Source organism: Flagellimonas alvinocaridis, assembly GCF_965248585.1.
GTDB lineage: Bacteria > Bacteroidota > Bacteroidia > Flavobacteriales > Flavobacteriaceae > Flagellimonas > Flagellimonas alvinocaridis.
This window is the reverse complement of sequence record NZ_OZ252111.1, coordinates 3,143,274-3,163,106: the sequence shown is the minus strand read 5'-3', so window position 1 is coordinate 3,163,106 and position 19,833 is coordinate 3,143,274. Positions and strand designations below refer to the sequence as shown.

At 42.3% G+C, this 19,833-nt stretch carries 21 protein-coding genes and 1 tRNA gene; 18 read left to right on the top strand and 4 right to left on the bottom strand.

Annotation, left to right across the window (positions count from 1 at the left end; genetic code table 11):
• Window positions 1–25: 25 nt before the first annotated feature.
• The 5 genes from ACP14V_RS14225 (at window position 26) to hemW (ending at window position 4,428) form a co-directional block, all read left to right on the top strand.
• Complete coding sequence (locus ACP14V_RS14225) at window positions 26–388, top strand: BlaI/MecI/CopY family transcriptional regulator (RefSeq protein WP_272608660.1); 363 nt, start codon at window positions 26–28, stop codon at window positions 386–388.
• Window positions 385–2,040 (top strand): M56 family metallopeptidase, encoded by a 1,656-nt coding sequence (locus tag ACP14V_RS14220; protein WP_272608659.1) that lies wholly within the window; start codon window positions 385–387, stop codon window positions 2,038–2,040. The genes ACP14V_RS14225 and ACP14V_RS14220 overlap by 4 nt, the downstream gene beginning before the upstream one ends.
• 104 nt (window positions 2,041–2,144) lie before the next feature.
• The gene (locus ACP14V_RS14215) at window positions 2,145–2,621 is read left to right on the top strand and encodes a hypothetical protein (protein WP_116217105.1); all 477 of its coding nucleotides are present in this window, start codon (window positions 2,145–2,147) and stop codon (window positions 2,619–2,621) included.
• A gap of 4 nt (window positions 2,622–2,625) precedes the next feature.
• Window positions 2,626–3,180 (top strand): crossover junction endodeoxyribonuclease RuvC, encoded by a 555-nt coding sequence (ruvC, locus tag ACP14V_RS14210; RefSeq protein WP_116217106.1) that lies wholly within the window; start codon window positions 2,626–2,628, stop codon window positions 3,178–3,180.
• A 105-nt stretch (window positions 3,181–3,285) separates the two neighbouring features.
• Window positions 3,286–4,428, top strand: a complete 1,143-nt coding sequence (hemW, locus tag ACP14V_RS14205; RefSeq protein WP_272608658.1) for a radical SAM family heme chaperone HemW — start codon at window positions 3,286–3,288, stop codon at window positions 4,426–4,428.
• Window positions 4,429–4,846: 418 nt separating this feature from the next.
• On the opposite strand, the gene ACP14V_RS14200 is transcribed toward hemW, so the two are convergent.
• A complete protein-coding gene (locus ACP14V_RS14200) occupies window positions 4,847–5,500 on the bottom strand; it encodes a hypothetical protein (RefSeq protein WP_424987549.1) in 654 nt (217 codons plus the stop codon).
• 362 nt (window positions 5,501–5,862) lie between these two features.
• The gene (locus ACP14V_RS14195; protein ID WP_272608656.1) at window positions 5,863–6,357 is read right to left on the bottom strand and encodes a DinB family protein; all 495 of its coding nucleotides are present in this window, start codon (window positions 6,355–6,357) and stop codon (window positions 5,863–5,865) included.
• A 133-nt stretch (window positions 6,358–6,490) separates the two neighbouring features.
• On the opposite strand from ACP14V_RS14195, the gene ACP14V_RS14190 reads away from it, so the two are divergent.
• Genes ACP14V_RS14190 through ACP14V_RS14165 form a run of 6 tightly spaced genes read left to right on the top strand, consistent with a single transcriptional unit; the run spans window position 6,491 to window position 10,753 of the window.
• A complete protein-coding gene (locus ACP14V_RS14190; RefSeq protein WP_272608655.1) occupies window positions 6,491–7,243 on the top strand; it encodes a cyclase family protein in 753 nt (250 codons plus the stop codon).
• Window positions 7,194–7,598, top strand: a complete 405-nt coding sequence (locus ACP14V_RS14185) for a DUF4260 domain-containing protein (RefSeq protein WP_272608654.1) — start codon at window positions 7,194–7,196, stop codon at window positions 7,596–7,598. The genes ACP14V_RS14190 and ACP14V_RS14185 overlap by 50 nt, the downstream gene beginning before the upstream one ends.
• Window positions 7,591–8,214, top strand: coding sequence for a DUF4230 domain-containing protein (locus ACP14V_RS14180; protein WP_272608653.1), 624 nt, complete (start codon window positions 7,591–7,593; stop codon window positions 8,212–8,214). The genes ACP14V_RS14185 and ACP14V_RS14180 overlap by 8 nt, the downstream gene beginning before the upstream one ends.
• Before the next feature lie 4 nt (window positions 8,215–8,218).
• Entirely contained in the window at window positions 8,219–8,620 is a 402-nt protein-coding gene (locus tag ACP14V_RS14175; RefSeq protein WP_272608652.1) for a Dabb family protein, read from the top strand.
• Entirely contained in the window at window positions 8,617–8,976 is a 360-nt protein-coding gene (locus tag ACP14V_RS14170; RefSeq protein ID WP_272608651.1) for an MmcQ/YjbR family DNA-binding protein, read from the top strand. Before ACP14V_RS14175 ends, ACP14V_RS14170 begins: the two co-directional genes overlap by 4 nt.
• A gap of 7 nt (window positions 8,977–8,983) precedes the next feature.
• Window positions 8,984–10,753: a MutS-related protein gene (locus tag ACP14V_RS14165; protein ID WP_272608650.1), complete on the top strand. Its 1,770-nt coding sequence runs from the start codon at window positions 8,984–8,986 to the stop codon at window positions 10,751–10,753.
• Here the strand turns inward: ACP14V_RS14165 and ACP14V_RS14160 are convergent.
• Window positions 10,750–11,850 (bottom strand): DUF4407 domain-containing protein, encoded by a 1,101-nt coding sequence (locus tag ACP14V_RS14160; RefSeq protein ID WP_272608649.1) that lies wholly within the window; start codon window positions 11,848–11,850, stop codon window positions 10,750–10,752. The two genes, ACP14V_RS14165 and ACP14V_RS14160, sit on opposite strands and share 4 nt — an antisense overlap.
• Window positions 11,851–11,989: 139 nt before the next feature.
• Between ACP14V_RS14160 and ACP14V_RS14155 the strand changes: the two genes are divergently transcribed.
• Window positions 11,990–12,568 (top strand): PhnA domain-containing protein, encoded by a 579-nt coding sequence (locus ACP14V_RS14155; protein ID WP_272608648.1) that lies wholly within the window; start codon window positions 11,990–11,992, stop codon window positions 12,566–12,568.
• Here the strand turns inward: ACP14V_RS14155 and ACP14V_RS14150 are convergent.
• Complete coding sequence (locus ACP14V_RS14150) at window positions 12,565–13,953, bottom strand: dipeptidase (protein WP_272608647.1); 1,389 nt, start codon at window positions 13,951–13,953, stop codon at window positions 12,565–12,567. The genes ACP14V_RS14155 and ACP14V_RS14150 overlap by 4 nt on opposite strands.
• A gap of 98 nt (window positions 13,954–14,051) precedes the next feature.
• On the opposite strand from ACP14V_RS14150, the gene ACP14V_RS14145 reads away from it, so the two are divergent.
• The 6 genes from ACP14V_RS14145 (at window position 14,052) to ACP14V_RS14120 (ending at window position 19,829) form a co-directional block, all read left to right on the top strand.
• Window positions 14,052–14,133: transfer RNA gene (locus ACP14V_RS14145), tRNA-Leu, on the top strand.
• A 119-nt stretch (window positions 14,134–14,252) separates the two neighbouring features.
• Window positions 14,253–14,873: an SRPBCC family protein gene (locus ACP14V_RS14140; RefSeq protein WP_272608646.1), complete on the top strand. Its 621-nt coding sequence runs from the start codon at window positions 14,253–14,255 to the stop codon at window positions 14,871–14,873.
• 291 nt (window positions 14,874–15,164) lie between these two features.
• Window positions 15,165–15,581 (top strand): Fur family transcriptional regulator, encoded by a 417-nt coding sequence (locus ACP14V_RS14135; RefSeq protein WP_272608645.1) that lies wholly within the window; start codon window positions 15,165–15,167, stop codon window positions 15,579–15,581.
• Window positions 15,582–15,625: 44 nt separating this feature from the next.
• Window positions 15,626–17,569 carry a heavy metal translocating P-type ATPase gene (locus tag ACP14V_RS14130; RefSeq protein WP_272608644.1) on the top strand — a complete coding sequence of 648 codons (1,944 nt, stop codon included), beginning with the start codon at window positions 15,626–15,628 and terminating at the stop codon, window positions 17,567–17,569.
• 365 nt (window positions 17,570–17,934) lie between these two features.
• The gene (locus ACP14V_RS14125) at window positions 17,935–18,330 is read left to right on the top strand and encodes a response regulator (RefSeq protein WP_136566626.1); all 396 of its coding nucleotides are present in this window, start codon (window positions 17,935–17,937) and stop codon (window positions 18,328–18,330) included.
• 47 nt (window positions 18,331–18,377) lie between these two features.
• A complete protein-coding gene (locus ACP14V_RS14120) occupies window positions 18,378–19,829 on the top strand; it encodes a sensor histidine kinase (protein WP_272608643.1) in 1,452 nt (483 codons plus the stop codon).
• Window positions 19,830–19,833 lie beyond the last annotated feature (4 nt).

Below are 19,833 nucleotides of genomic sequence, written 5' to 3'. Positions count from 1 at the left end.
GTTGAACTAAAAAATTAGTTGAAAAATGAAACAACTCACCAAGGCGGAAGAAGAAGTGATGCAGTTGCTCTGGAAATTGGAAAAGGCCAATGTGGCGGCCATTTTGGAGGAGCTGCCAGAGCCCAGGCCTGCATACAATACCATTTCGACCATTATTCGGATTTTGGAGGACAAAGGCTTTGTATCCCATGAGAAAGTGGGCAAGGGACATGTGTACTTTCCCTTGGTACAAAAGGAAGCATATAGCAACCAACGGATAAATACCTTGGTTGATGGCTATTTTCAAGGTTCCTTTGAAAGTATGGTGTCGTTTTTTATGAAGAAGAACGATATCAGTATAAAGGAACTGGAGGAAATCATGAAGAAAATCAAAGAAGAGGAAGAATGATCAACTATATCTTGGAATGTCTGGTATTTCAGTTGGTCTTTTTGTTGGTCTATGACCTTTTTCTTAAGAAAGAGACCTTTTTTCAATGGAACAGGATATGTCTTTTGGTCACCTTTGTTTTGTCCTTGGTGTTGCCTTGGGTCAAGATAGAGGCGTTTAAAACAACTATGCCGCCAGAGTTAGCCGAAATCCCGGGCTTTATGTACCAACTGGATGGGGTGGTATTGGGAGTGGAAAGCGCAACCCGGTTTTGGGAAGTGTTGCCATGGTACTATTGGATAATGGGATTGGGCAGCGTTGTTGCTGCAGGTTGGTTGGTACATAAACTGTTTCAGATCATAAAATTGAAGAGGGACGGGGTTGTGGAGCATCACCCGGATTTTACCAAGATCATAGTAAAAGAAAGCGTATTAGCCTTTTCATTCTTCAGGAATATTTTCTTGGGTGGAAATATTGAAAAAGAGAGGGAAGTCCGCATTATTGCCCATGAACTGGTCCACATTAAGCAATGGCATTCCCTAGATCTTCTCTTCTTTGAGTTGGCCCGAATCGCTTTTTGGTTCAACCCTTTGGTCTATGTGTACCAAAATAGAATGGCAGAATTGCATGAATTCATTGCCGACGCAAAAGCGGTGAAGCATCATAAAAAGGCGCATTTTCAAATGCTGTTGTCCGAAGCGTTCCAAACTCAGAACATCAGCTTTGTCAATCAATTTTTTAATCAATCATTAATCAAAAAGCGAATAGTCATGTTACAAAAAAAACGATCCAAGGCCATTTGGCAGCTAAAGTATGTGGTATTGCTCCCCCTTGTTTTGGGGATGTTGGTATACACTTCATGTGAGGTTGGAAAGGAAGATAATAATGAAGAACTTGATACGAGTATACCCCTGACCGCAGTTAAGAAAATACCATTTGGGGTGGTGGATGAAGCTCCAGTTTTTCCGGGTTGTGAAGATGCAGTGGATAAAAGAGCCTGCTTTGTGGAAAATGTGGAAAAGCATATCCGAAAGCACTTCAATTACCCAAAGGAAGCACAAGAAAAAGGCATTCAGGGTAGGGTGGCTGTGATATTCATCATAGATGCCAATGGTAAGATTGTGGATATCAGAAAAAGAGGGCCTCATGAGCTATTGGAGAATGAAGCAGTACGTATTATAGAAAAATTACCCCAAATGCAACCCGGAAAACAAGAGGGCAAAATGGTAAATGTTGCTTTTTCGGTTCCCATTGCATTTCAACTTCAAAATGGACCAGAGGTGGGAATTGGTGCTGACATTCAGAAAGTTATCCAAAGGGTTGCGGACACGCCTACATTTTCCAGTATTGATGAAGTTCCAATCTTCCCCGGTTGTGAAGATGCAACCGACAAAAAGGCATGCTTTTTAGAAAGTGTTCAAACCCATATACGTAAACACTTCAATTACCCAAGGGAAGCTCAGGAGATGGAAGTTCAGGGGAAAGTTTATGTGATTTTCAAAATAGATGCCAATGGGGCCATCACGGATATTAGAACTAGGGGACCCCATGAGTTGTTGGAGGCGGAAGCGGAGCGGATCATAAAACGATTGCCGGTCATGCGGCCCGGAAAACAAAAAGGAGAGGCAGTGGATGTTCCTTTCTCCATACCCATAACCTTTAAACTTCAGTAGTCGTAATAGTTGGAAGTAGGGAGGCCTGAAACATTTTCAGACCTCTTTGCTTTTACCATTCTTCGGTAAAAAGTCGTAATTTCAGCCAAATTCTCGGGGCTGTTATGCAGAAGTACATGTTGTTATCCTTTTTTGGTTTGCTGGTTTCCTGTGAACTCTTTATGTCCAAGGAAGAACAGACCCAGAAAGTGGTCAATGAAAAACTACTGGCCATAGACTGGAACGATGTGGACCAATACCCTCTTTTCGAAGATTGTGATGAAATGGCCACAAAACCTGTCCAGCGGGATTGCTTTCAAAGTGTGATGTTGGACTATTTTTCCGAAGCACTCTCCGGTTTGGAATTTCAGGTGGATAACGATATGAACGATACAGTCTACATTGATTTTCTCATTGATGAACATGGTTTTATCTCCGTGTTGAACGTGGAGGAAAAGAACACCGTGCTCAATGAAATATCGGATTTTAACTTACGGGTCTCCGAACGCTTGAACGATTTGACCACCGTGGCACCGGCCCTAAAACAGGGAAATCCAGTTGGTCTTCGATTTAGGCTACCTTTGGTACTAAATACCCAATAACGATTTGGCAACAGAAAAAATCATTTTAGGGATAGACCCGGGAACCACCATCATGGGGTTCGGGATTATCAAGGTCGTCAACAAACAGATGCACTTTGTGCAGATGAACGAGTTGATGCTCAAAAAATACGATGACCCTTATACCAAACTCAAACTGATTTTTGAACGCACCTTGGAACTCATCGACACCTACCACCCCGATGAAATAGCCATTGAAGCTCCTTTTTATGGGAAGAACGTACAGTCCATGCTCAAATTGGGTCGTGCACAGGGCGTGGCCATGGCCGCTGGACTTTCCCGACAGGTCCCTATCACCGAGTACATGCCCAAGAAGATAAAAATGGCCATTACGGGAAACGGAAACGCCAGTAAGGAGCAAGTAGCGCGAATGCTTCAAAGTGTCTTAAAATTGAAATCACTTCCCAAAAATCTGGATAGTACCGATGGTCTGGCCGCGGCTGTGTGTCATTTCTACAATGAGGGCAGGGTAGAAGTTGGGAAAAGCTATTCGGGATGGGAAGCTTTTGTGAAGCAAAATGAATCTAGAATTAAAAAATAGGAATTGGACAATGTGCAATGATCATCAGATGTCAGATATCGGACATCAGATATCAGATTGAAGTAAATGATCATTGTAAATTGCTAATTGTTAATTGTCCATTGAATGAGCGGTATTTATATCCACATCCCGTTTTGTAAACAAGCATGCCATTACTGTGATTTCCATTTTTCCACACAATTGGGAAAAAAGGAAGCTATGGTACAGGCCATTGCCAAGGAATTGGTGTTGCGGAAATCGGAGGTCGATGATGTGGTGGAGACCATCTATTTTGGAGGAGGTACCCCATCGGTGCTTTCCAATGAAGAGATTGAATTTCTGATTCAAACCATATACGACCATTACAAAGTAATGGACCGGCCCGAAATCACCTTGGAAGCCAATCCAGATGATTTGGTGTCATCTCGAGCGCAGTCGAGAAATCTCTTTTCAATATATAAAAAGTCGGGAATCAATCGCCTCAGCATCGGCATCCAATCTTTTTTTAATCAAGACCTGAAACTGATGAACCGGGCCCACAATGCCTCCGAAGCTGAAAAATGCATTCAAGAAGCCACAAGGTATTTCGATAACATCACCATCGACCTGATTTACGGCATTCCGGGAATGGACAATGACCGATGGAAGGCCAACATCCAAAAAGCCCTCGATTTTGGATTGCCTCATATTTCCAGCTATGCATTGACGGTGGAGCCACGGACCGCCCTCCAAAAGTTTATAGAAAAAGGCGTGGTGCCCAATGTGGACGACGAACAGGCCCAAGAACAGTTTTATATGTTGGTGGACACCTTGGAAGCCCATGGTTTTGTGAACTACGAAATTTCCAATTTTGGAAAACCCGGTTTTTTTTCCAAGAACAATACAGCGTACTGGTTGGGGAAAAGCTACGTTGGGGTAGGTCCGTCTGCCCACTCCTTTGACGGCATAAACCGCAGTTGGAACATCCGCAACAACCCTACCTATATTAAAAAAATTACCGAAGGAGTATTGCCCATGAAAATCGAGACCCTTTCCCAAATGGACCGCTACAACGAGTATGTAATGACGGGCCTGCGAACCATTTGGGGCGTTGATTTGAAACGGGTGGCCTCTGATTTTGGACAGAAGTATGTAGAGTATTTGAACCTACAAGCCCAAAAATATAGGGATAATGACTTATTGGTAGAAAGTGAAGGGAAACTGTTGGCCACTAAAAAAGGAAAGTTTTTGGTAGATGGAATAGCGAGTGATTTGTTTTTTGTGGAGTAACCGTGTCACGTTCAGTCTCATTGGGTGGGGTGCAGTTATCGGTTTGGCTATGGTTTCGTTGTTAGAGGTAAGGATTTCCCTTTTGGTAAATCCGTCACAATTAATCATAGGCAGTATTACAATGAGTTATTTAAATCATTTAGGAATTTTATTATCATTTTGAAACGATTTTTATTAGAGATAGGTTTAATCTTGTTTAAATTATCTTTCAGGAGATTATTGGATTCATGAAATTCGCTTTCTACATCAAATAAGCCCTTCCAACAGTTCATCCGTTCGTCTTTCAAACTTCTTAGGGCTATTCCGTTTCCATAAAATTTCAATGGAGAACAATTGAACTCGGAGTTTATGTCAATACGACCCTGTTTATTATTTGATGCATCTTCAAAAACTTTTATTAAGTATTCGATATGCGATTTCAGCTTTTCTTTTGGACTCTTGGATTTAAATCTCCAGGCGTTGTTTTTTGGATTTCTAGATAGTGATTGATTTTCGCTTTATGAACAAATAGTGTGTCCAACTCCCATAATGCTGGGATTTTTTCTGATTTTAGAACAAAAAAGTTGGTGGTGTCATTGGAATAGAATTGTAGACTAAAATTATGGGGACTTTGTTCCATTGGAGTTTTGTAGGCAACAATTGAAGATTTGTTTGATATTGAAAATTCTAAGTCCGACGTATCAATGATAGAATATGTTCCAGTAAAATAATATGGATAAAAGTAGAAGCTAAAAGTATTGTCTTTATATAATGAGATAAAACCACCATCATGAAATTTGGACCATGATTTTTCCCCGCTTAAGTCAAGTTGTTTTGCCAGTACGTTTCTAATTTTTTCTTTCTCAGATTCTGGATAGCTGTCGTACTCTTTGATAAATTCTATGTTCCCGATTTTTTTTAAATATTGTTTTATTGCATAATCTGAAGCAAACATTTTTACTGCTTTGTAGTAATGTGTTTGGGTCTTCATATCATACATTTCCCAATCTCCCAACAACTTCTTCTTAGAATTAGAACAGGAAACTAATATGAAAAGAGTAAAAGCAAACAGATACTTTAATTTATTCTTCATAATTCATTTTAACGTTAGAGATATGATTCGTTTGTAATGAATTATATCAACCGATTACTAAAACCAGTTCAGCACAAGAAGTGAAGTTAGTGGATGCCATGCTACTATTCTTGTCCAAATTGATGGATGCACTCTCCCTGTTCACAAAACCTGCTTCCCAATTGATATCCCATTTGGGCACTATATGGTCTTAAGTGCCAAGGAGTACTATAAACACCAAAAAATAGAAAGTTTTTGGTGGATGGAATAGTGAGTGGTTTGTTTTTTGTGGAGTAACCGTGTCACGTTCAGTCTCATTGGGGGGGTGTATTTATCGGCGAGTATTGGAAGTGTAGTTTCCCGAAGGTAGGGTGCTACGATTTTTATTCATTATTCTCTTTCAAATATTTAATTATTATTCCGAGTTGTCCTAAATGATAAATGTCGTGATGAAGCATACCATTTACCACAAAACTATATTTAAAGTAGTCTTTAAAATCTGTGTCAAAATATTTCTCATCCAGAAACTCATCATTCTTTAATTTTAACAAGTCAATTAACTTCGTCAAAGTTCTATCATACTCTGATTTAATGTGCCTCCATCCCAGTAATTTAAGTTTGTCATTGTTAAGCCAATTCTCTTCGCAATCATCAGTTTTACTGCCTTCTCCAGTTTGTATTTTTAAAATTGTTTCTTTTCTCCATAATGTCAAATGAGAAATTATTTCTGCAATACTGTGCAAATCTTTAATTGGTCTCGAAAAAACAAGGTTTTCATCAACTTGATTCAATTTGCTGTCGAAAGAGCTGCCAATCCACAATTTTCCATTTTGGACTTCTTGATATTGCCGGATAATATTATCAATTAAGATGTTCATTTTTTAAAAGAATATCTATTTATACCTGTCTTTAGGTAGACAGAAGTGAAGTTGGCTAATCTCACCCAAAAAAAGCATATTTATTGGATTTATCAAAGGAATTGATTTAATTACTGGAATAAGTCCAGCGTACATGATTGCAACCATAAAACACAATTCAAAGAATTACAAGATAGATTTGGCCAACCCCTTGGATATTTCCATTCCCTTGACCGGGAAGAAAACCAATGTGAATGCCTGGTATTTGGGTCCGCCCAAGATCGAGGCCCATCAAGAAGGGGATTTTGTGGGAAGTGTTGCCCAAGGGGCGCCGGTGAACTTTAACGATATCTGGTTCAACCCCCATTCCCATATTACCCATACCGAGTGTCTGGGCCATATCACCGAAGCGTTCCATTCCATCAACCAAAAAATGAAGCGGTTTTTCTTTCTGGCCGAAGTCATCACAGTGGCCCCGGAACAGCAGGGAGACGATTTTGTCATTTCCGAAAAACAACTCCAATACGCCTTGGGCAACAAGAAAAGGGAGGCACTGGTAATTCGTACCTTGCCCAACCTTGGCGATAAGCGTTCCAAACAATATTCAGATACCAACCCGCCATACCTTTTGGAAGAAGCGGTGCAGTATTTGGTGAAAAAGGGAGTGTACCATCTGTTGGTGGACCTTCCCTCGGTGGACAAGGAACGGGACAATGGAGAATTATTGGCGCACAAAGCCTTTTGGAATGTGAATGGAAAACCGAGGAAATCGGCAACCATTACCGAGTTCATCTATGTGCCCAACACCGTATTGGACGGCACCTATTTTTTGGATCTTCAGGTGGCCCCTTTCGAGAATGATGCCAGCCCCAGCAGACCCATTTTATATAAAATCGAGGACAAGTGAAAACAACATTGAAATTGGAGAGGTGATGATGTTCGTTCTGGGCATCTATCTTTTCAGCCTTTTGGACTACGCTTGGTGGTGGTTCCCAGTCTTGATCCTGACCCCGGACATTGGTGCGCTGGGCTACCTTTTTGGGAACAAGGTAGGGACGTTTACGTACAATTTCTTTCACCATAAGGGAGTGGCTATTTTGGTATATCTGCTGGGAAGTTACTTTTCAATACCTTTATGCCAGCTCATTGGGATCATCTTGTTTTCCCATTCGGCCTTGGACAGGGCCTTGGGCTATGGATTAAAATATGAAAAGGGATTTAAGTTTACCCATTTGGGTGAAATAGGAAAAAAGAATGGGTGATATCATCGACGTACTTCTTGGATTGATACTGGGAGCCATACTCATGTATTGGTTGTTCTCGCTATTCCGGAAGAAAAGAAGCAAAGAACTCACCAAACAGCAGTCCACCGTGTTGCTGGACAAGATCAGGAGCGTCTGCAAACTGGTTTCGGTGGAAGGGGATTTTGCCGAAATCTACCACTACGAAAATACCAAAGACCGATTCATGAGCTTGTTGCGAAGCAAAAAAAAGGCATTGATCGTGGTCAAGGCAAAGGCGCATATTGGGTACGACTTGACCAAATTGGACCTGCAGGCCGATACGGAGAAGAAGCGGATCATTTTAAATAATTTTCCAGAGCCCGAAGTGCTTTCCATTGAGCCGGACCTGCAGTTTTATGACATTAAGAATGGATTGTTCAACAGCTTTTCGCCGGATGATCTTACCAAACTCAATCAAGAGGCCAAGGAACACATCAAACAGAAAATACCGGAAAGTGGATTGATGGATACCGCTCGCAAAGAAGCGTTGCAGGCCGTTCTTTTGGTGGAAAAAATTGTGGAGACCATCGGATGGAGATTGGACTACTCCGCTTTGGAAATCTCCAATAGGGAAAAACATTTTTTAGAAGAATAACATTATGAAAACAAGAATTTTGACCCTGCTTTTGGTTGGGGGATTTGCTGCGAGTTGTGTACAGATCAAAAACGGTGGGGAAAATTTTGACCACGCTTTTGCGCATACCGTTTACTTCTGGTTCAAAAATCCGTACAGTCATGCGGACAGGACCAAGTTTGAAGCTTCGTTGAATACGTTTTTGGAAAATTCAAAGTATGCGAAGACCAATTTTATGGGTACTCCGCCCAAAGCGGTCAGGGATGTGGTAGACGATTCCTTTACCTATTCCCTTATCGTGACTTTTGAGTCTGCAGAAGCCCAAGAAGCCTATCAGGAAGAGGAGGCCCATCTGATTTTTATTGAGGAGTGCAAAGACTTGTGGGAAAAGGTGATTGTGTATGATTCCGAAGGCGTGAGACCATGAACATTGAAGAGTTTCGCAACCTGTGCCTGAATAAAAAAGGGATTACCGAGGAATTTCCTTTTGACGAAAGCACCTTGGTATTCAAGGTGATGGGAAAAATGTTTGCCTTGGTGGCCTTAGAGCGACTTCCGGCCCAGTGCAATCTAAAATGTGACCCGGAAAGGGCCATTGAACTTCGGGAAGAACACGATGGGGCCATTATTCCGGGCTACCACATGAGCAAAAAACATTGGAATACTTTGTTTTTGGACAATCTTCCGCCACAGTTGATTAAGGATTTGTTGGACCATTCCTATGATTTGGTAGTGGCCAGTCTTACCAAAAAACTAAGACAGGAATTGGAGGATTTAGATTGATTTTTGAATGAGCAAAGTAAAACAGTTCTACACCCAACAACGGGATAAACATACTGCCCATCTTCAACAAGTAAAAAAGCGATTGGGCCTTTTGGCTACCATCCGACTTGCTATTTTTGTGGCCCTAGTGGCAGGCATCTATTTCTTTTGGGGGCAATCCGCTGTAGTTGGAATTTTTGTGTTTGGCATCACATTGTTTTTATATCTCGTGGCCTGGTTTGTCAATCTGAAAAAGGAAAAAGCCTATTTGGAACGGTTGGTGGGCCTCAATGAGACGGAATTGGAGGTGTTGGACCGTAAATTTCACCATTTGCCAGATGGAAGGGAGTTTTTACAACCAGAGCATCCCTACGCACAGGATTTGGATTTGTTCGGTAGGGGGTCTTTCTATCAGTATGGCAACCGAACCGTTTTGAAACAGGGGAGCGGTGTGCTGGCCCAACTGTTATTGGATGATAAACCCAAGGATATTCTCAAAAAACAGGAAGCCATCAAGGAATTGGCAAAACTTCCTGAATGGAGGCAACATTTCTTGGCCTTGGCGGGGGAAACAAAGCCCAAAATATCGCCTAGCGTGGTTTCCAAATGGATGAAAGACCATAAAACGTTCACACCAAAATGGGTTGGGATAGTGGCCCCGATCTTTGTAATGCTCTCCATTTTATGGATCATCTTGGCCTTCTTGGGAAAAGTGCCTGAAAGTTTGGTACTGGTATGGTATTTTTTAGGATTGGGAATTGTGATGCGATACGCCAAGAAGATTCTAAGTTTTGCAACAAAGGTTTCGGAGGCACAGGAAACCATTCAGCAACATCAAAGGCTGATTTCCGAACTGGAAGGGCAGCAATTTACTTCGGAGCTTTTGCAGGAACTTCAAAAAAAGTTGGAGGTAGAAGGGGAGAAGACCTCCAAAATCGTAAAACGCTTCTACCAAGATATGATGATGTTGGAACAGCAGCAAAATTTGCTCATTGCAATGTTTGCACAAGGCCTTGGTTTATGGAGTCTTTACTACACCTATAAGGTTGAATCTTGGATAGAAAAATACGGTAAGGACATCGAGGATTGGTTTTCTGTCATTGCACAGTTTGATGCGTACATCAGTTTGGGGAATTATGCCTTTAACCACCCCGACCACACTTATCCCGATTTGGTGGAGGGTGATGCCGTTTTAACCGCTAAAGCCGTGGGACATCCTTTGGTAGACCCTAAAAAGAACATACTGAACGATTTCGAAATAGGAAAAGGGCGTTTTTGTATCGTTACCGGAGCCAATATGGCGGGGAAGAGTACCTTTTTGAGGGCGGTTGCCTTGCAAATTGTTATGGCGAACTTGGGGTTGCCGGTAAAAGGGCAAGAGGTAAAATATGCTCCCGTCCGATTGTTGACGAGCATGCGTTCTTCGGATTCGTTGGCGGATGAAACCTCCTATTTTTATGCTGAGCTCAAGCGTTTGAAATTTATCGTGGAAGAATTGCAGAAAGGGAATTGTTTTGTGGTGCTCGATGAAATCTTGAAAGGCACCAATAGTGTGGACAAGGCCGAGGGCTCCAAAAAGTTTGTGGAGCGTTTGGTGCGGATTGGCGCCACAGGTTTGGTGGCCACACACGATTTGAGCTTATGCACATTGTCCGACCAACTTTCGCAAGTGGAAAACAAATATTTTGATGCCCAGATTGTAAAGGGCGAACTCTATTTTGACTACCAATTTAAAGAGGGCATTTGCCAAAATATGAATGCCTCTTTCCTGCTCAAAAATATGGGAATAGTGGATTAAAGTCCCTTTACCTGCACTTTGTGAAAAGAATCCGCCTGAAGACGAAGCAATTCCTCTGCTTTTTGCTTTTTGTAGCGGTACAGTTCTTCCTCATTTTTAATGTCGGCGTAAATCTGCTGGTTGATTTCACCATCGGTAGACAACAACAATTTGCGCTGTTCCACTTTTTGGGTCACCCATGTGGCCACTACACTTTCCTGCTCCTCAAATTTGTAATCGTACTCGCCTCTTGGGGCCAATAATTTGGCGATGATAGGGGCGGTTTCAATCGCCAGGAACAATAAAAAGATAAAAAAGGAGGGAAACCAAGATAATTTGCCCAAGGCATTGATGCGGGCCATCAATCCATCAAACCCATCAATAATGGGTTGTGAATTCGTCACGGCTGTAGCGTAATCGGTTTCCAAAGCCGCAATTTGGGCTTCTATATCTTCAATTTTGGAAGCGTTGGTTTCCTTCAATGTGTTGAGCTCCGCCAAATAGGCATCGTGCTTTTCGCGTTTCTCTTCGTATACGGGGCCTTTGCCCAATAGACCGGTTCCCGCCGTACCTTCCGCTTCGGAAATGTAGGTGTCGTACAGTGCATTGGTTTCGGTTTCCTTCTGGACAATTTCGGATTTAAGGGCTGCTATCTCTTGTTGGAGTGCCTCTATTTTTGGAGTGTATTGAAGGGCCAATTGTTCCTTGTTGTTCAAAGTCATGGCGTTTTTTTCTTCCAACAACACTTGATTGATTTCTTTCTCAAAAATCTTCATCTCCAAAGGCTTCGAAATCACCACGGCAATGATAATCGCCAAAAGGATTCGTGGGGTGGCTTGGAGCAGTTCACTTTTGATATTGTCCCGCTTTTTTATGGTCGATACAATGTATCGGTCCAGGTTGAAAATCAACAGTCCCCAAATCAATCCGAAGAATAGGGAAGTGTAAATATTGTCAAAAACGGTGTATAGGGCATACCCACTGGCGATGAATGCCATGACGGCGGTAAAGAATACGGTGGCGCCAATTCCGGCATATTTGTTTCGTTCCCCATTGGAACAAGTGGATAGAAGGTCTGTATCTGCCCCAGAGCAGAAAATAAAAAAACGTTGCAACATGATTGTGTTCTCTTTGATTGATAGAGTATTAGAACGCAATTTATGGTGATTTGTTACACGAATAGCCGGGAAATTGAGCGTAAACCTCTGGTTGGGGTCATTTTAAAAACCTAAGTTTGCGCATCTTAAAAAAAATGAAATGGGTCTTTTTGAGGATTTGCAACAAAGAAGTGGAGGTGTGTGCGAACTAAGTGGCGCTGCCGACGACTTGGTTATTTATGAGGTTCCGCCCGTATCTACAGGAGGATTGGATGGCAGTATTTTGATAAGTGCCACGTGCAAAAACCAAATAGAAAACCCAGAAGCCACAGATGCCAACCATTGGCGCTGTTTGAACGACAGCATGTGGAGTGAGCATGATGCCGTAAAGGTGGTGGTATGGCGTATGCTGAACCGATTAAAGTCCGAAGGATGGCCCCAAGACCTTTTGGATATAATGTATCTGGAAGATGAAGTTCTGGAATGGGCCAAGGCTACTGGTGAAGGTAAGGAAGAAGGGGAAAAGGTCATCCACAGGGATGTGAACGGGGTTATTCTGGAAAACGGGGACAGCGTAGTGCTGGTCAAGGACCTGAAAGTAAAAGGCTCTAGCATGGTCGCCAAACAGGGAACCGCCGTTAGACGGATTTCCCTAGATCGCGATAATGCCGAATATATTGAAGGTAAAGTGGATGGTCAGCACATAGTGATCATCACCAAATACGTAAAGAAGCTCTAAGCGTTCATTTCCGTAAAGTACTTATAAAAGTAAGGGATGGTCTCGATGCCCTTTAGAAAATTCCAAACACCAAAATGTTCGTTGGGGGAGTGTATGGCATCACTGTCCAACCCAAACCCCAGCAAAATGGTCTTGCTTTCCAATACTTTTTCAAAAAGAGCCACAATGGGGATGCTTCCACCGGTACGTTGGGGTACAGGGGTTTTTCCAAAAGTGGTTTCCATAGCCTTGGCCGCGGCTTGGTACCCTATACTATCTATCGGAGTCACATAGGCCTGTCCGCCGTGGTGTGGTTTAACTTTTACCTTGACACTCTTTGGGGCAATGGATTCAAAATATTGGGTGAAGAGGTCTGTGATTTCATGCCAATCCTGGTCAGGCACCAAGCGCATGGAAATCTTGGCGTAGGCTTTACTGGCAATCACGGTTTTGGCTCCCTCACCCGTATAACCACCCCAAATACCATTGACATCCAAGGTAGGGCGAATGCCGAAACGTTCTGTGGTGGTATAGCCTTTTTCGCCGTGCACATCACCAATATCCAAGGCTTTTTTATATTCCTCAAGATCAAAAGGGGCTTTGGCCATCTCGGCACGCTCCTCATCGGAAATAACTTCAACCTTATCATAGAAACCGGGAATGGTGATGTGGTTGTTCTCATCATGCAAGGTAGCGATCATTTTGGCCAACACATTAATGGGGTTGGGTGCCGCGCCCCCGTAAATCCCGGAATGCAGGTCTCGGTTGGCCCCGGTCACTTCCACTTCCACATAACTGAGTCCCCGAAGTCCTGTGGTTATGGAAGGAACATCATTGGCAATCATTCCCGTGTCGGAAATAAGAATAATGTCGTTCTTTAATTTTTCGCGATTTTCCTTTAGGAAATCGCCCAAACTATCACTGCCTACTTCTTCCTCACCCTCAATCATAAACTTGACATTGCAGGGCAATTGGTTGTTTTTGATCATAAACTCCACAGCTTTCACGTGCATAAAAAACTGTCCCTTGTCGTCACAGGCCCCTCGGGCAAAAATGGCACCATCCGGGTGCAGTTTGGTAGGTTTGATCACAGGCTCAAATGGCGGGGACTCCCAAAGGTCCATGGGGTCCGGAGGTTGTACATCGTAGTGTCCATACACCAATACCGTTGGTAGGTTTGGGTCTATAATTTTTTCACCATAAACAACAGGATAGCCTTTGGTTTCGCAGATTTCGGTGTTTTCGCAACCCGCGGCCAAGAGCGATTCCTCGACAGCCTTTGCCGTGGCCAAAACGTCCTCTGCATAAGCTGGGTCGGCACTAATGGAAGGAAGTCGTAGCAGGTCGTTGAGCTCATTGATGAATCGGTCTTTGTGGGTATTGATGTAGGTGTTTATTTGTTCCATATTTCATTTAAAAAGTGCCCTAAAAGTACAAAAAACAAGTTTTTGCATGTAGTCCATTTGCAAATCGGAAAATTGGGCTATATTTGCACTCCAATTTCGCGGGTGTGGTGGAATTGGTAGACACGCTAGACTTAGGATCTAGTGCCGCAAGGCGTGGGGGTTCGACTCCCTTCACCCGCACCGAAATAAAGGCCTCCCAAAAAGGGAGGCTTTTTTGTTTAAAAATCCTCTGATCCTAGCTGACATAGGGCTGTCACTCCTTCATTTTACTTTTGTTTCAAACAAATCTAAAATCTAAAATGAAACCATTATTGATTATACCTGCGCTACTGTTTTTTATTAGCTGTGGTAACCAAAACAAAGTGAAAATAAATGGACAAACTGAAAAATTGGAAGAACAGCAAGCAATTCCAATGTACCCAAGAGCAAGTAATTTTGTGGAAAGCCCTGTTCGTAACCGTTTAACTTTAGAATTGAATCGACCTGTTTCAGAAGTATATGCATTGGTGGGTGATCCGGGTAATATGCCCAAGTACAGTGCTGGACTGGAAAAGGTTGAAACGGAATCGGAAAATGGAAGATACAGTTCGTACACTTGTTATTTCAAGCCCAAAACTGAGGGTGAAGAGGGTTTGGTTCATACAGAAGCCATCGTTTGGCAAGAAGTTAACCAAGGTTGGGCGTCCATGTCCCATGGACCAGATGAGTTTGGATTTACAGATTACTTTTCATTGACTACTCTTGAAGACAAGGGAAACAAGACCTTGTTGCAATGGCATATGCATTATAATCATGAAAGCCTAGAAATGATTAAAATGAATGCGTCTGAGTTGGTTGATGTATTTGATGATATGGGGAACCAATTGATTGCAAAGTTTGGGGGAAAGGTTGTTGAGAATTTTGCAAAACCGAATCTGTAACATAAAGTACAGTTGTTGATGCGGTAAGCACTCTGAACCGTCCTTTGTGTATAATGCCTTGCTTGATTTGGGTGACGGGAACTGTGCTGTTTTTTGCTTTGTAAGCCCATCATTCCCCTATCAACTTCCAAAAGTTTGGAAGAAAGTAGATTGTTGAAGACCATCTGGGTTGGGAGGCAACTTTTTTGCTCGTACGTTTTTTCATCCCAATCCCCAATGTCTTTTTATTTCTGCATTTTGTGACACTCCCTATAGCTTTGCTGTGAAAATGGTTAATTTTGGGTGTCTGCCATGGAAAGAATAGAAAACATACTAGAGGGCAAACTAGTCCGGCCCACAGCAATGCGGATGTTGGTCTATCAATACTTTATGGGTCAAGATGCTGCCGTTTCGTTGACGCATGTGGAAAATGCCTTTGACAAGGCGGACCGTACTACTCTATATCGCACCTTGAAGGTTTTTGAAGAGAAGGGTGTAGTACATCAAATTGATGATGGCACGGGTACCAAAAAATACGCACTTTGCGAACCTGGCTGCAATTGTGAATTAGAGCAAGACCTACATCTCCACTTTCACTGTGTCCGTTGCAATGAGACCGTTTGTTTGACGGAACATAAAATACCACACATCAATCTTCCAGAAGGCTTTGTGGCCGAAGACGCCAATGTGGTGCTGAAAGGGCTGTGCGATAAATGTAGCGGAAAATAAATGCACTTCCGTTGCATGAATGTTTTTGGGAACTTGCGGCCCATATGGCACAAAAGAAAAAAATTCAGCTGCGAAGTTTAGACCACGATCACAATCACGATCACTGTTGTTCAGGAGAGACCTCCGATTTTAGGACCTATCTGCCCGCACTCTTCAGTTTTGTAATGCTCCTATTGGGCATAACCGCGGATTATTTTGACAGTGTTCCTTTTTTTAAAGGATGGACAAGGGTAGTTTGGTATGTAATTGCCTATTTGCCCGTAGGATTTCCGGTGGTAAGGCAGGGTTGGAACAGCATTAAAAGAGGAAACTTCTTTACGGAGTTTTTCCTGATGTCCATAGCCACACTGGGGGCATTTGCCATTGGGGAATATCCAGAGGGTGTTGCAGTCATGGTGTTCTATGCTGTAGGGGAATTGTTTCAAGAAGTGGCGGTAAAACGCGCCAAAGGAAATATAAAGGCCTTGTTGGATGTGCGTCCCAATGAAGCCTTGGTGTTTCGGAATGGGAATTTTGTTGCGGTAAACCCGGAAATGGTGCAGATTGGAGAACGCATTCAAGTGCGTGTTGGGGAAAAAGTACCTTTGGATGGCGTATTATTATCTTCCAAGGCATCTTTGAATACCGCGGCCATAACCGGTGAAAGCAAACCCCAAACGCTTCAAAAGGATGAAGAGGTGTATGCCGGAAGCATTAATTTGGATGGCGTGATAGAAGTTCAGGCAACCAAAGTGTTCAAGGATAGCTCCATAGCACGGATTTTGGAGATGGTGCAACATGCCACGGCACGAAAATCAAAAACAGAACTTTTCATTAGAAAGTTTGCCCGGATTTATACCCCTATTGTAGTTTTTCTGGCCATTGGACTTACGTTTCTGCCCTACTTTTTTGTGGACGAATATGTGTTTGGGGATTGGTTGTACAGGGCTTTGATATTTCTTGTGGTATCCTGTCCCTGTGCATTGGTCATATCCATCCCTTTGGGATATTTTGGTGGATTGGGTGCCGCTTCGCGGAACGGTATTCTCTTTAAAGGAGCTTCTTTCTTGGATGCGGTGACAAAAGTAAATACCGTGGTGATGGATAAAACCGGAACCGTGACCAAAGGCGTGTTCAAAATAAAAGAGGTGGTGATCTATGCTCCAATGCAGGAAAATGATTTTATGAAATACCTCATGGCCATTGAGGGGCAATCCACCCACCCCATTGCTAAAGCTATCATGGAATATAAGCTTAAAGGTGAAGCATATACTGCCACCGAGGTTGCCGAAATTGCAGGAAAGGGTTTAAAAGGACTTGTGAATGGAAAATCCGTATGGGTTGGGAACAAAGCTTTGATGGTTTCAAACCATGTTGAAATACCCCAAGAACTGGAAGAAATAGTAGAGTCCATGGTCTTGGTGGCCATTGAAGGTCGTTTTGCCGGATACGTTATAATTGCCGATGAGCTCAAGCAAGATGCCCGTGAAGCCATTCAACAGTTACGGAAGGCGGCTGTCTCAAAAATTGGTATGCTTTCTGGGGATAAGGATTCGATCACTCAAAAATTGGCGAAGGAACTTCGGTTGGATTGGGCCAAGGGAGGGTTGCTTCCCGAAGACAAGCTCAAAGAGGTTGAGAAGCTCAAGAAAGACCCAGATACCAAGGTGGCCTTTGTGGGAGATGGAATTAACGATGCTCCCGTGCTTGCTGCTAGTGATGTGGGTATGGCCATGGGAGGCTTGGGCAGTGATGTGGCCATTGAAACTGCCGATGTGGTCATCCAAACCGATCAACCCAGTAAAATAGCCAGAGCCATAAAAATTGGGCGCTCCACACGCAAGATTGTTTGGCAGAACATTACATTGGCATTTGGCATAAAGGCGTTGGTCCTTATTTTGGGTGCCGGTGGACTTGCTACCATGTGGGAAGCTGTCTTTGCTGATGTGGGTGTGGCCTTATTGGCCATCCTAAATGCGATTAGACTGCAGAGGATGGAATGGAAATAATTTGACAAATGAATAGAAAGAAGTCAAATCGGAACCTTGGATAGACTAAAAGCCAAGAAAAAATTCTTACACTACCGTTAAACGACTGACCCTTTGAAATCTATTTTTGTTTTTCATGTGGGAACGTGTCTGTTCAAACTTTAATTATTGATTAGTAGTTGGTTATGTGTTTTCGAGTGAGATAAATGGCGTGTATGTCCTATAAATAATTGACTTTTGTCAATTGACCGTCCTCAATTTTCTTACATTGAAGCGACAATAATTCCCTTCAAAAAATGTTCTCATAGTCGTGAGCTATCGTTTTTTTACGATATTTAACATAAATTACCAAAAAACCAAACAAAACTCATATTACTACCAAAATCATGTACAAGGAAATCTATTTGGTCGATGATGAAGACCTGGTGAACACCGTGAATGCAATCCATTTTAGAAAACTAGGATTGGAAGATAGGATCAAAAGTTTTACAAATCCCGAATTGGCTCTGGATGATCTTCGTTTTAGGGATAATCCCAATACGAAAACACTTATACTGCTTGACATTAATATGCCCGAAATGAGTGGCTTTGAATTCTTGGAATTTATGGCTCTCGAAAGTTTTCCGGAAACCAATGAAGTACTATTGGTCACTTCTTCCGAATCAGAGGCCGATCGCGAGGAAGCGGAGAAATACAAAGCATATGTAAAGGAATTTATTACAAAGCCATTACGCATTGAACATTTGGAAGACTATTTGCAGGGCTCATACAAAGCCAAGTAAATGCTTTAGAAGAATCACATAGTTCCCCTTTGTGAAAACCCGTAGCATTGAAAGAAAAGCAGGTAAGAATAAACAATGACAAGGAAGCCCTTAAAGCAAAGAATGATGCTGTATGGGCCATGGATAAAAGTTTTCTGCTAACTGCTTTCAACGCCCCGTTCAGTGAGAGGTTTAAAAAGGAGTTTCACAAAGACCCCCATATAGGAATCGATTTAAGACCCTATTACAGGAAAAGTATTTTTTTTAAAACTTGTGAGCAAGGCTGTGACCGGGCATTGGATAGATATGCTACCACATCAAGGCAGTCTGTAGGGGACAACGATGGTACGGAAGTTCTTGAATTTTTCTTCCAACCCTATATGGATGCCTCTGGAGCTGTGGTCGGATGTTGTGTTTGGCAAAAGAGCATTTCAAAGGAAGTCGAAAATGTAATCAGATTAAAGGAGGTCGAAAGAAAATATAAGGAAGCCCAGCAAATTGGCAACATGGGGCATTGGAGTTATGATGTTTTGAAGAACGAAATCACTTGGTCCGATCAGGTGTTCAAAATTTATGACCAAGTCCCAGGCGAGTTCAAGGCCAATTCAGAAGCTTTGGTGGAGCTTATTCATCGTGAAGATCGCGAGGCATTCATAGAGGATGTAAAGCGTTGCATGGAAGAAAAATTGCCCCATGACATTACCAATAGGATTATTGTAAGAGATGGGGGAGTAAGATACCTACACCATAAAGGACGGGCATTTTACAATACCGATAATGAGCCCATAAGAATTGCGGGCATTACTCTGGATGTGACCAAGGAAATATTGGCCAATCAACAGATTGTTCAACAAAATAACGAACTTCAAAACTTCATCAGAATCATATCCCATAATTTAAGAGGGCCTATATCCAACCTGTTGATGCTGTCCAAGATTTATGAATTTGGTAAGGATGAAATGAACGATGATTTGCTCAGAAAAATAGAGCAAACCACCGAAGCCCTAGATCAGACCATTAAAGACCTTAGCCTTTCACTTTCGCTTAAAAATGCAAGCAAAGAGCAGTTTAAGAAAATCAGTATGAGCCATGTCATGAAAGATGTGGATGCTTTGTTGGCTGAGGATATAAGCAAGTCCAAAGCCGATATTAGAACAGATTTTTCGAAAGCGGACACCATATTTGGGCTCAAAGGCTATTTGGTGAATATTGTGTACAATCTTGTTCTAAATGCTATCCATTATAGCAAAGATGGAGTTGCTCCAATTATTGACATCTTTACTGAGGAAACAGAGGATGCGATAATTTTAAATGTTTCAGATAACGGTATTGGTATGGATTTGACCCCAGAGCGCGAAAGGAAAATTTTTGATATGTACGGAAGGTTAAGTGGGGCAACAGAAGGGAAGGGACTGGGATTGTATTTGGTGAAGACCCAAGTGGAGGCCATGGATGGAAAAATTGAGATAAAAAGCGAAAAAGATATAGGCAGCACGTTTTTAGTGTCTTTTATAAAATAAAAGA

What these genes read in the sequence shown, in the direction of transcription:
- ACP14V_RS14225 (WP_272608660.1), top strand. Translation starts at nt 26, where the DNA reads ATGAAACAACTCACCAAGGCGGAAGAAGAAGTGATGCAGTTGCTCTGG.
- ACP14V_RS14220 (WP_272608659.1), top strand. Translation starts at nt 385, where the DNA reads ATGATCAACTATATCTTGGAATGTCTGGTATTTCAGTTGGTCTTTTTG.
- ACP14V_RS14215 (WP_116217105.1), top strand. Translation starts at nt 2,145, where the DNA reads ATGCAGAAGTACATGTTGTTATCCTTTTTTGGTTTGCTGGTTTCCTGT.
- hemW (WP_272608658.1), top strand. Translation starts at nt 3,286, where the DNA reads ATGAGCGGTATTTATATCCACATCCCGTTTTGTAAACAAGCATGCCAT.
- ACP14V_RS14200 (WP_424987549.1), bottom strand. Translation starts at nt 5,500, where the DNA reads ATGAAGAATAAATTAAAGTATCTGTTTGCTTTTACTCTTTTCATATTA.
- ACP14V_RS14195 (WP_272608656.1), bottom strand. Translation starts at nt 6,357, where the DNA reads ATGAACATCTTAATTGATAATATTATCCGGCAATATCAAGAAGTCCAA.
- ACP14V_RS14190 (WP_272608655.1), top strand. Translation starts at nt 6,491, where the DNA reads ATGATTGCAACCATAAAACACAATTCAAAGAATTACAAGATAGATTTG.
- ACP14V_RS14185 (WP_272608654.1), top strand. Translation starts at nt 7,194, where the DNA reads ATGATGCCAGCCCCAGCAGACCCATTTTATATAAAATCGAGGACAAGT.
- ACP14V_RS14180 (WP_272608653.1), top strand. Translation starts at nt 7,591, where the DNA reads ATGGGTGATATCATCGACGTACTTCTTGGATTGATACTGGGAGCCATA.
- ACP14V_RS14175 (WP_272608652.1), top strand. Translation starts at nt 8,219, where the DNA reads ATGAAAACAAGAATTTTGACCCTGCTTTTGGTTGGGGGATTTGCTGCG.
- ACP14V_RS14170 (WP_272608651.1), top strand. Translation starts at nt 8,617, where the DNA reads ATGAACATTGAAGAGTTTCGCAACCTGTGCCTGAATAAAAAAGGGATT.
- ACP14V_RS14165 (WP_272608650.1), top strand. Translation starts at nt 8,984, where the DNA reads ATGAGCAAAGTAAAACAGTTCTACACCCAACAACGGGATAAACATACT.
- ACP14V_RS14160 (WP_272608649.1), bottom strand. Translation starts at nt 11,850, where the DNA reads ATGTTGCAACGTTTTTTTATTTTCTGCTCTGGGGCAGATACAGACCTT.
- ACP14V_RS14155 (WP_272608648.1), top strand. Translation starts at nt 11,990, where the DNA reads ATGGGTCTTTTTGAGGATTTGCAACAAAGAAGTGGAGGTGTGTGCGAA.
- ACP14V_RS14150 (WP_272608647.1), bottom strand. Translation starts at nt 13,953, where the DNA reads ATGGAACAAATAAACACCTACATCAATACCCACAAAGACCGATTCATC.
- ACP14V_RS14140 (WP_272608646.1), top strand. Translation starts at nt 14,253, where the DNA reads ATGAAACCATTATTGATTATACCTGCGCTACTGTTTTTTATTAGCTGT.
- ACP14V_RS14135 (WP_272608645.1), top strand. Translation starts at nt 15,165, where the DNA reads ATGGAAAGAATAGAAAACATACTAGAGGGCAAACTAGTCCGGCCCACA.
- ACP14V_RS14130 (WP_272608644.1), top strand. Translation starts at nt 15,626, where the DNA reads ATGGCACAAAAGAAAAAAATTCAGCTGCGAAGTTTAGACCACGATCAC.
- ACP14V_RS14125 (WP_136566626.1), top strand. Translation starts at nt 17,935, where the DNA reads ATGTACAAGGAAATCTATTTGGTCGATGATGAAGACCTGGTGAACACC.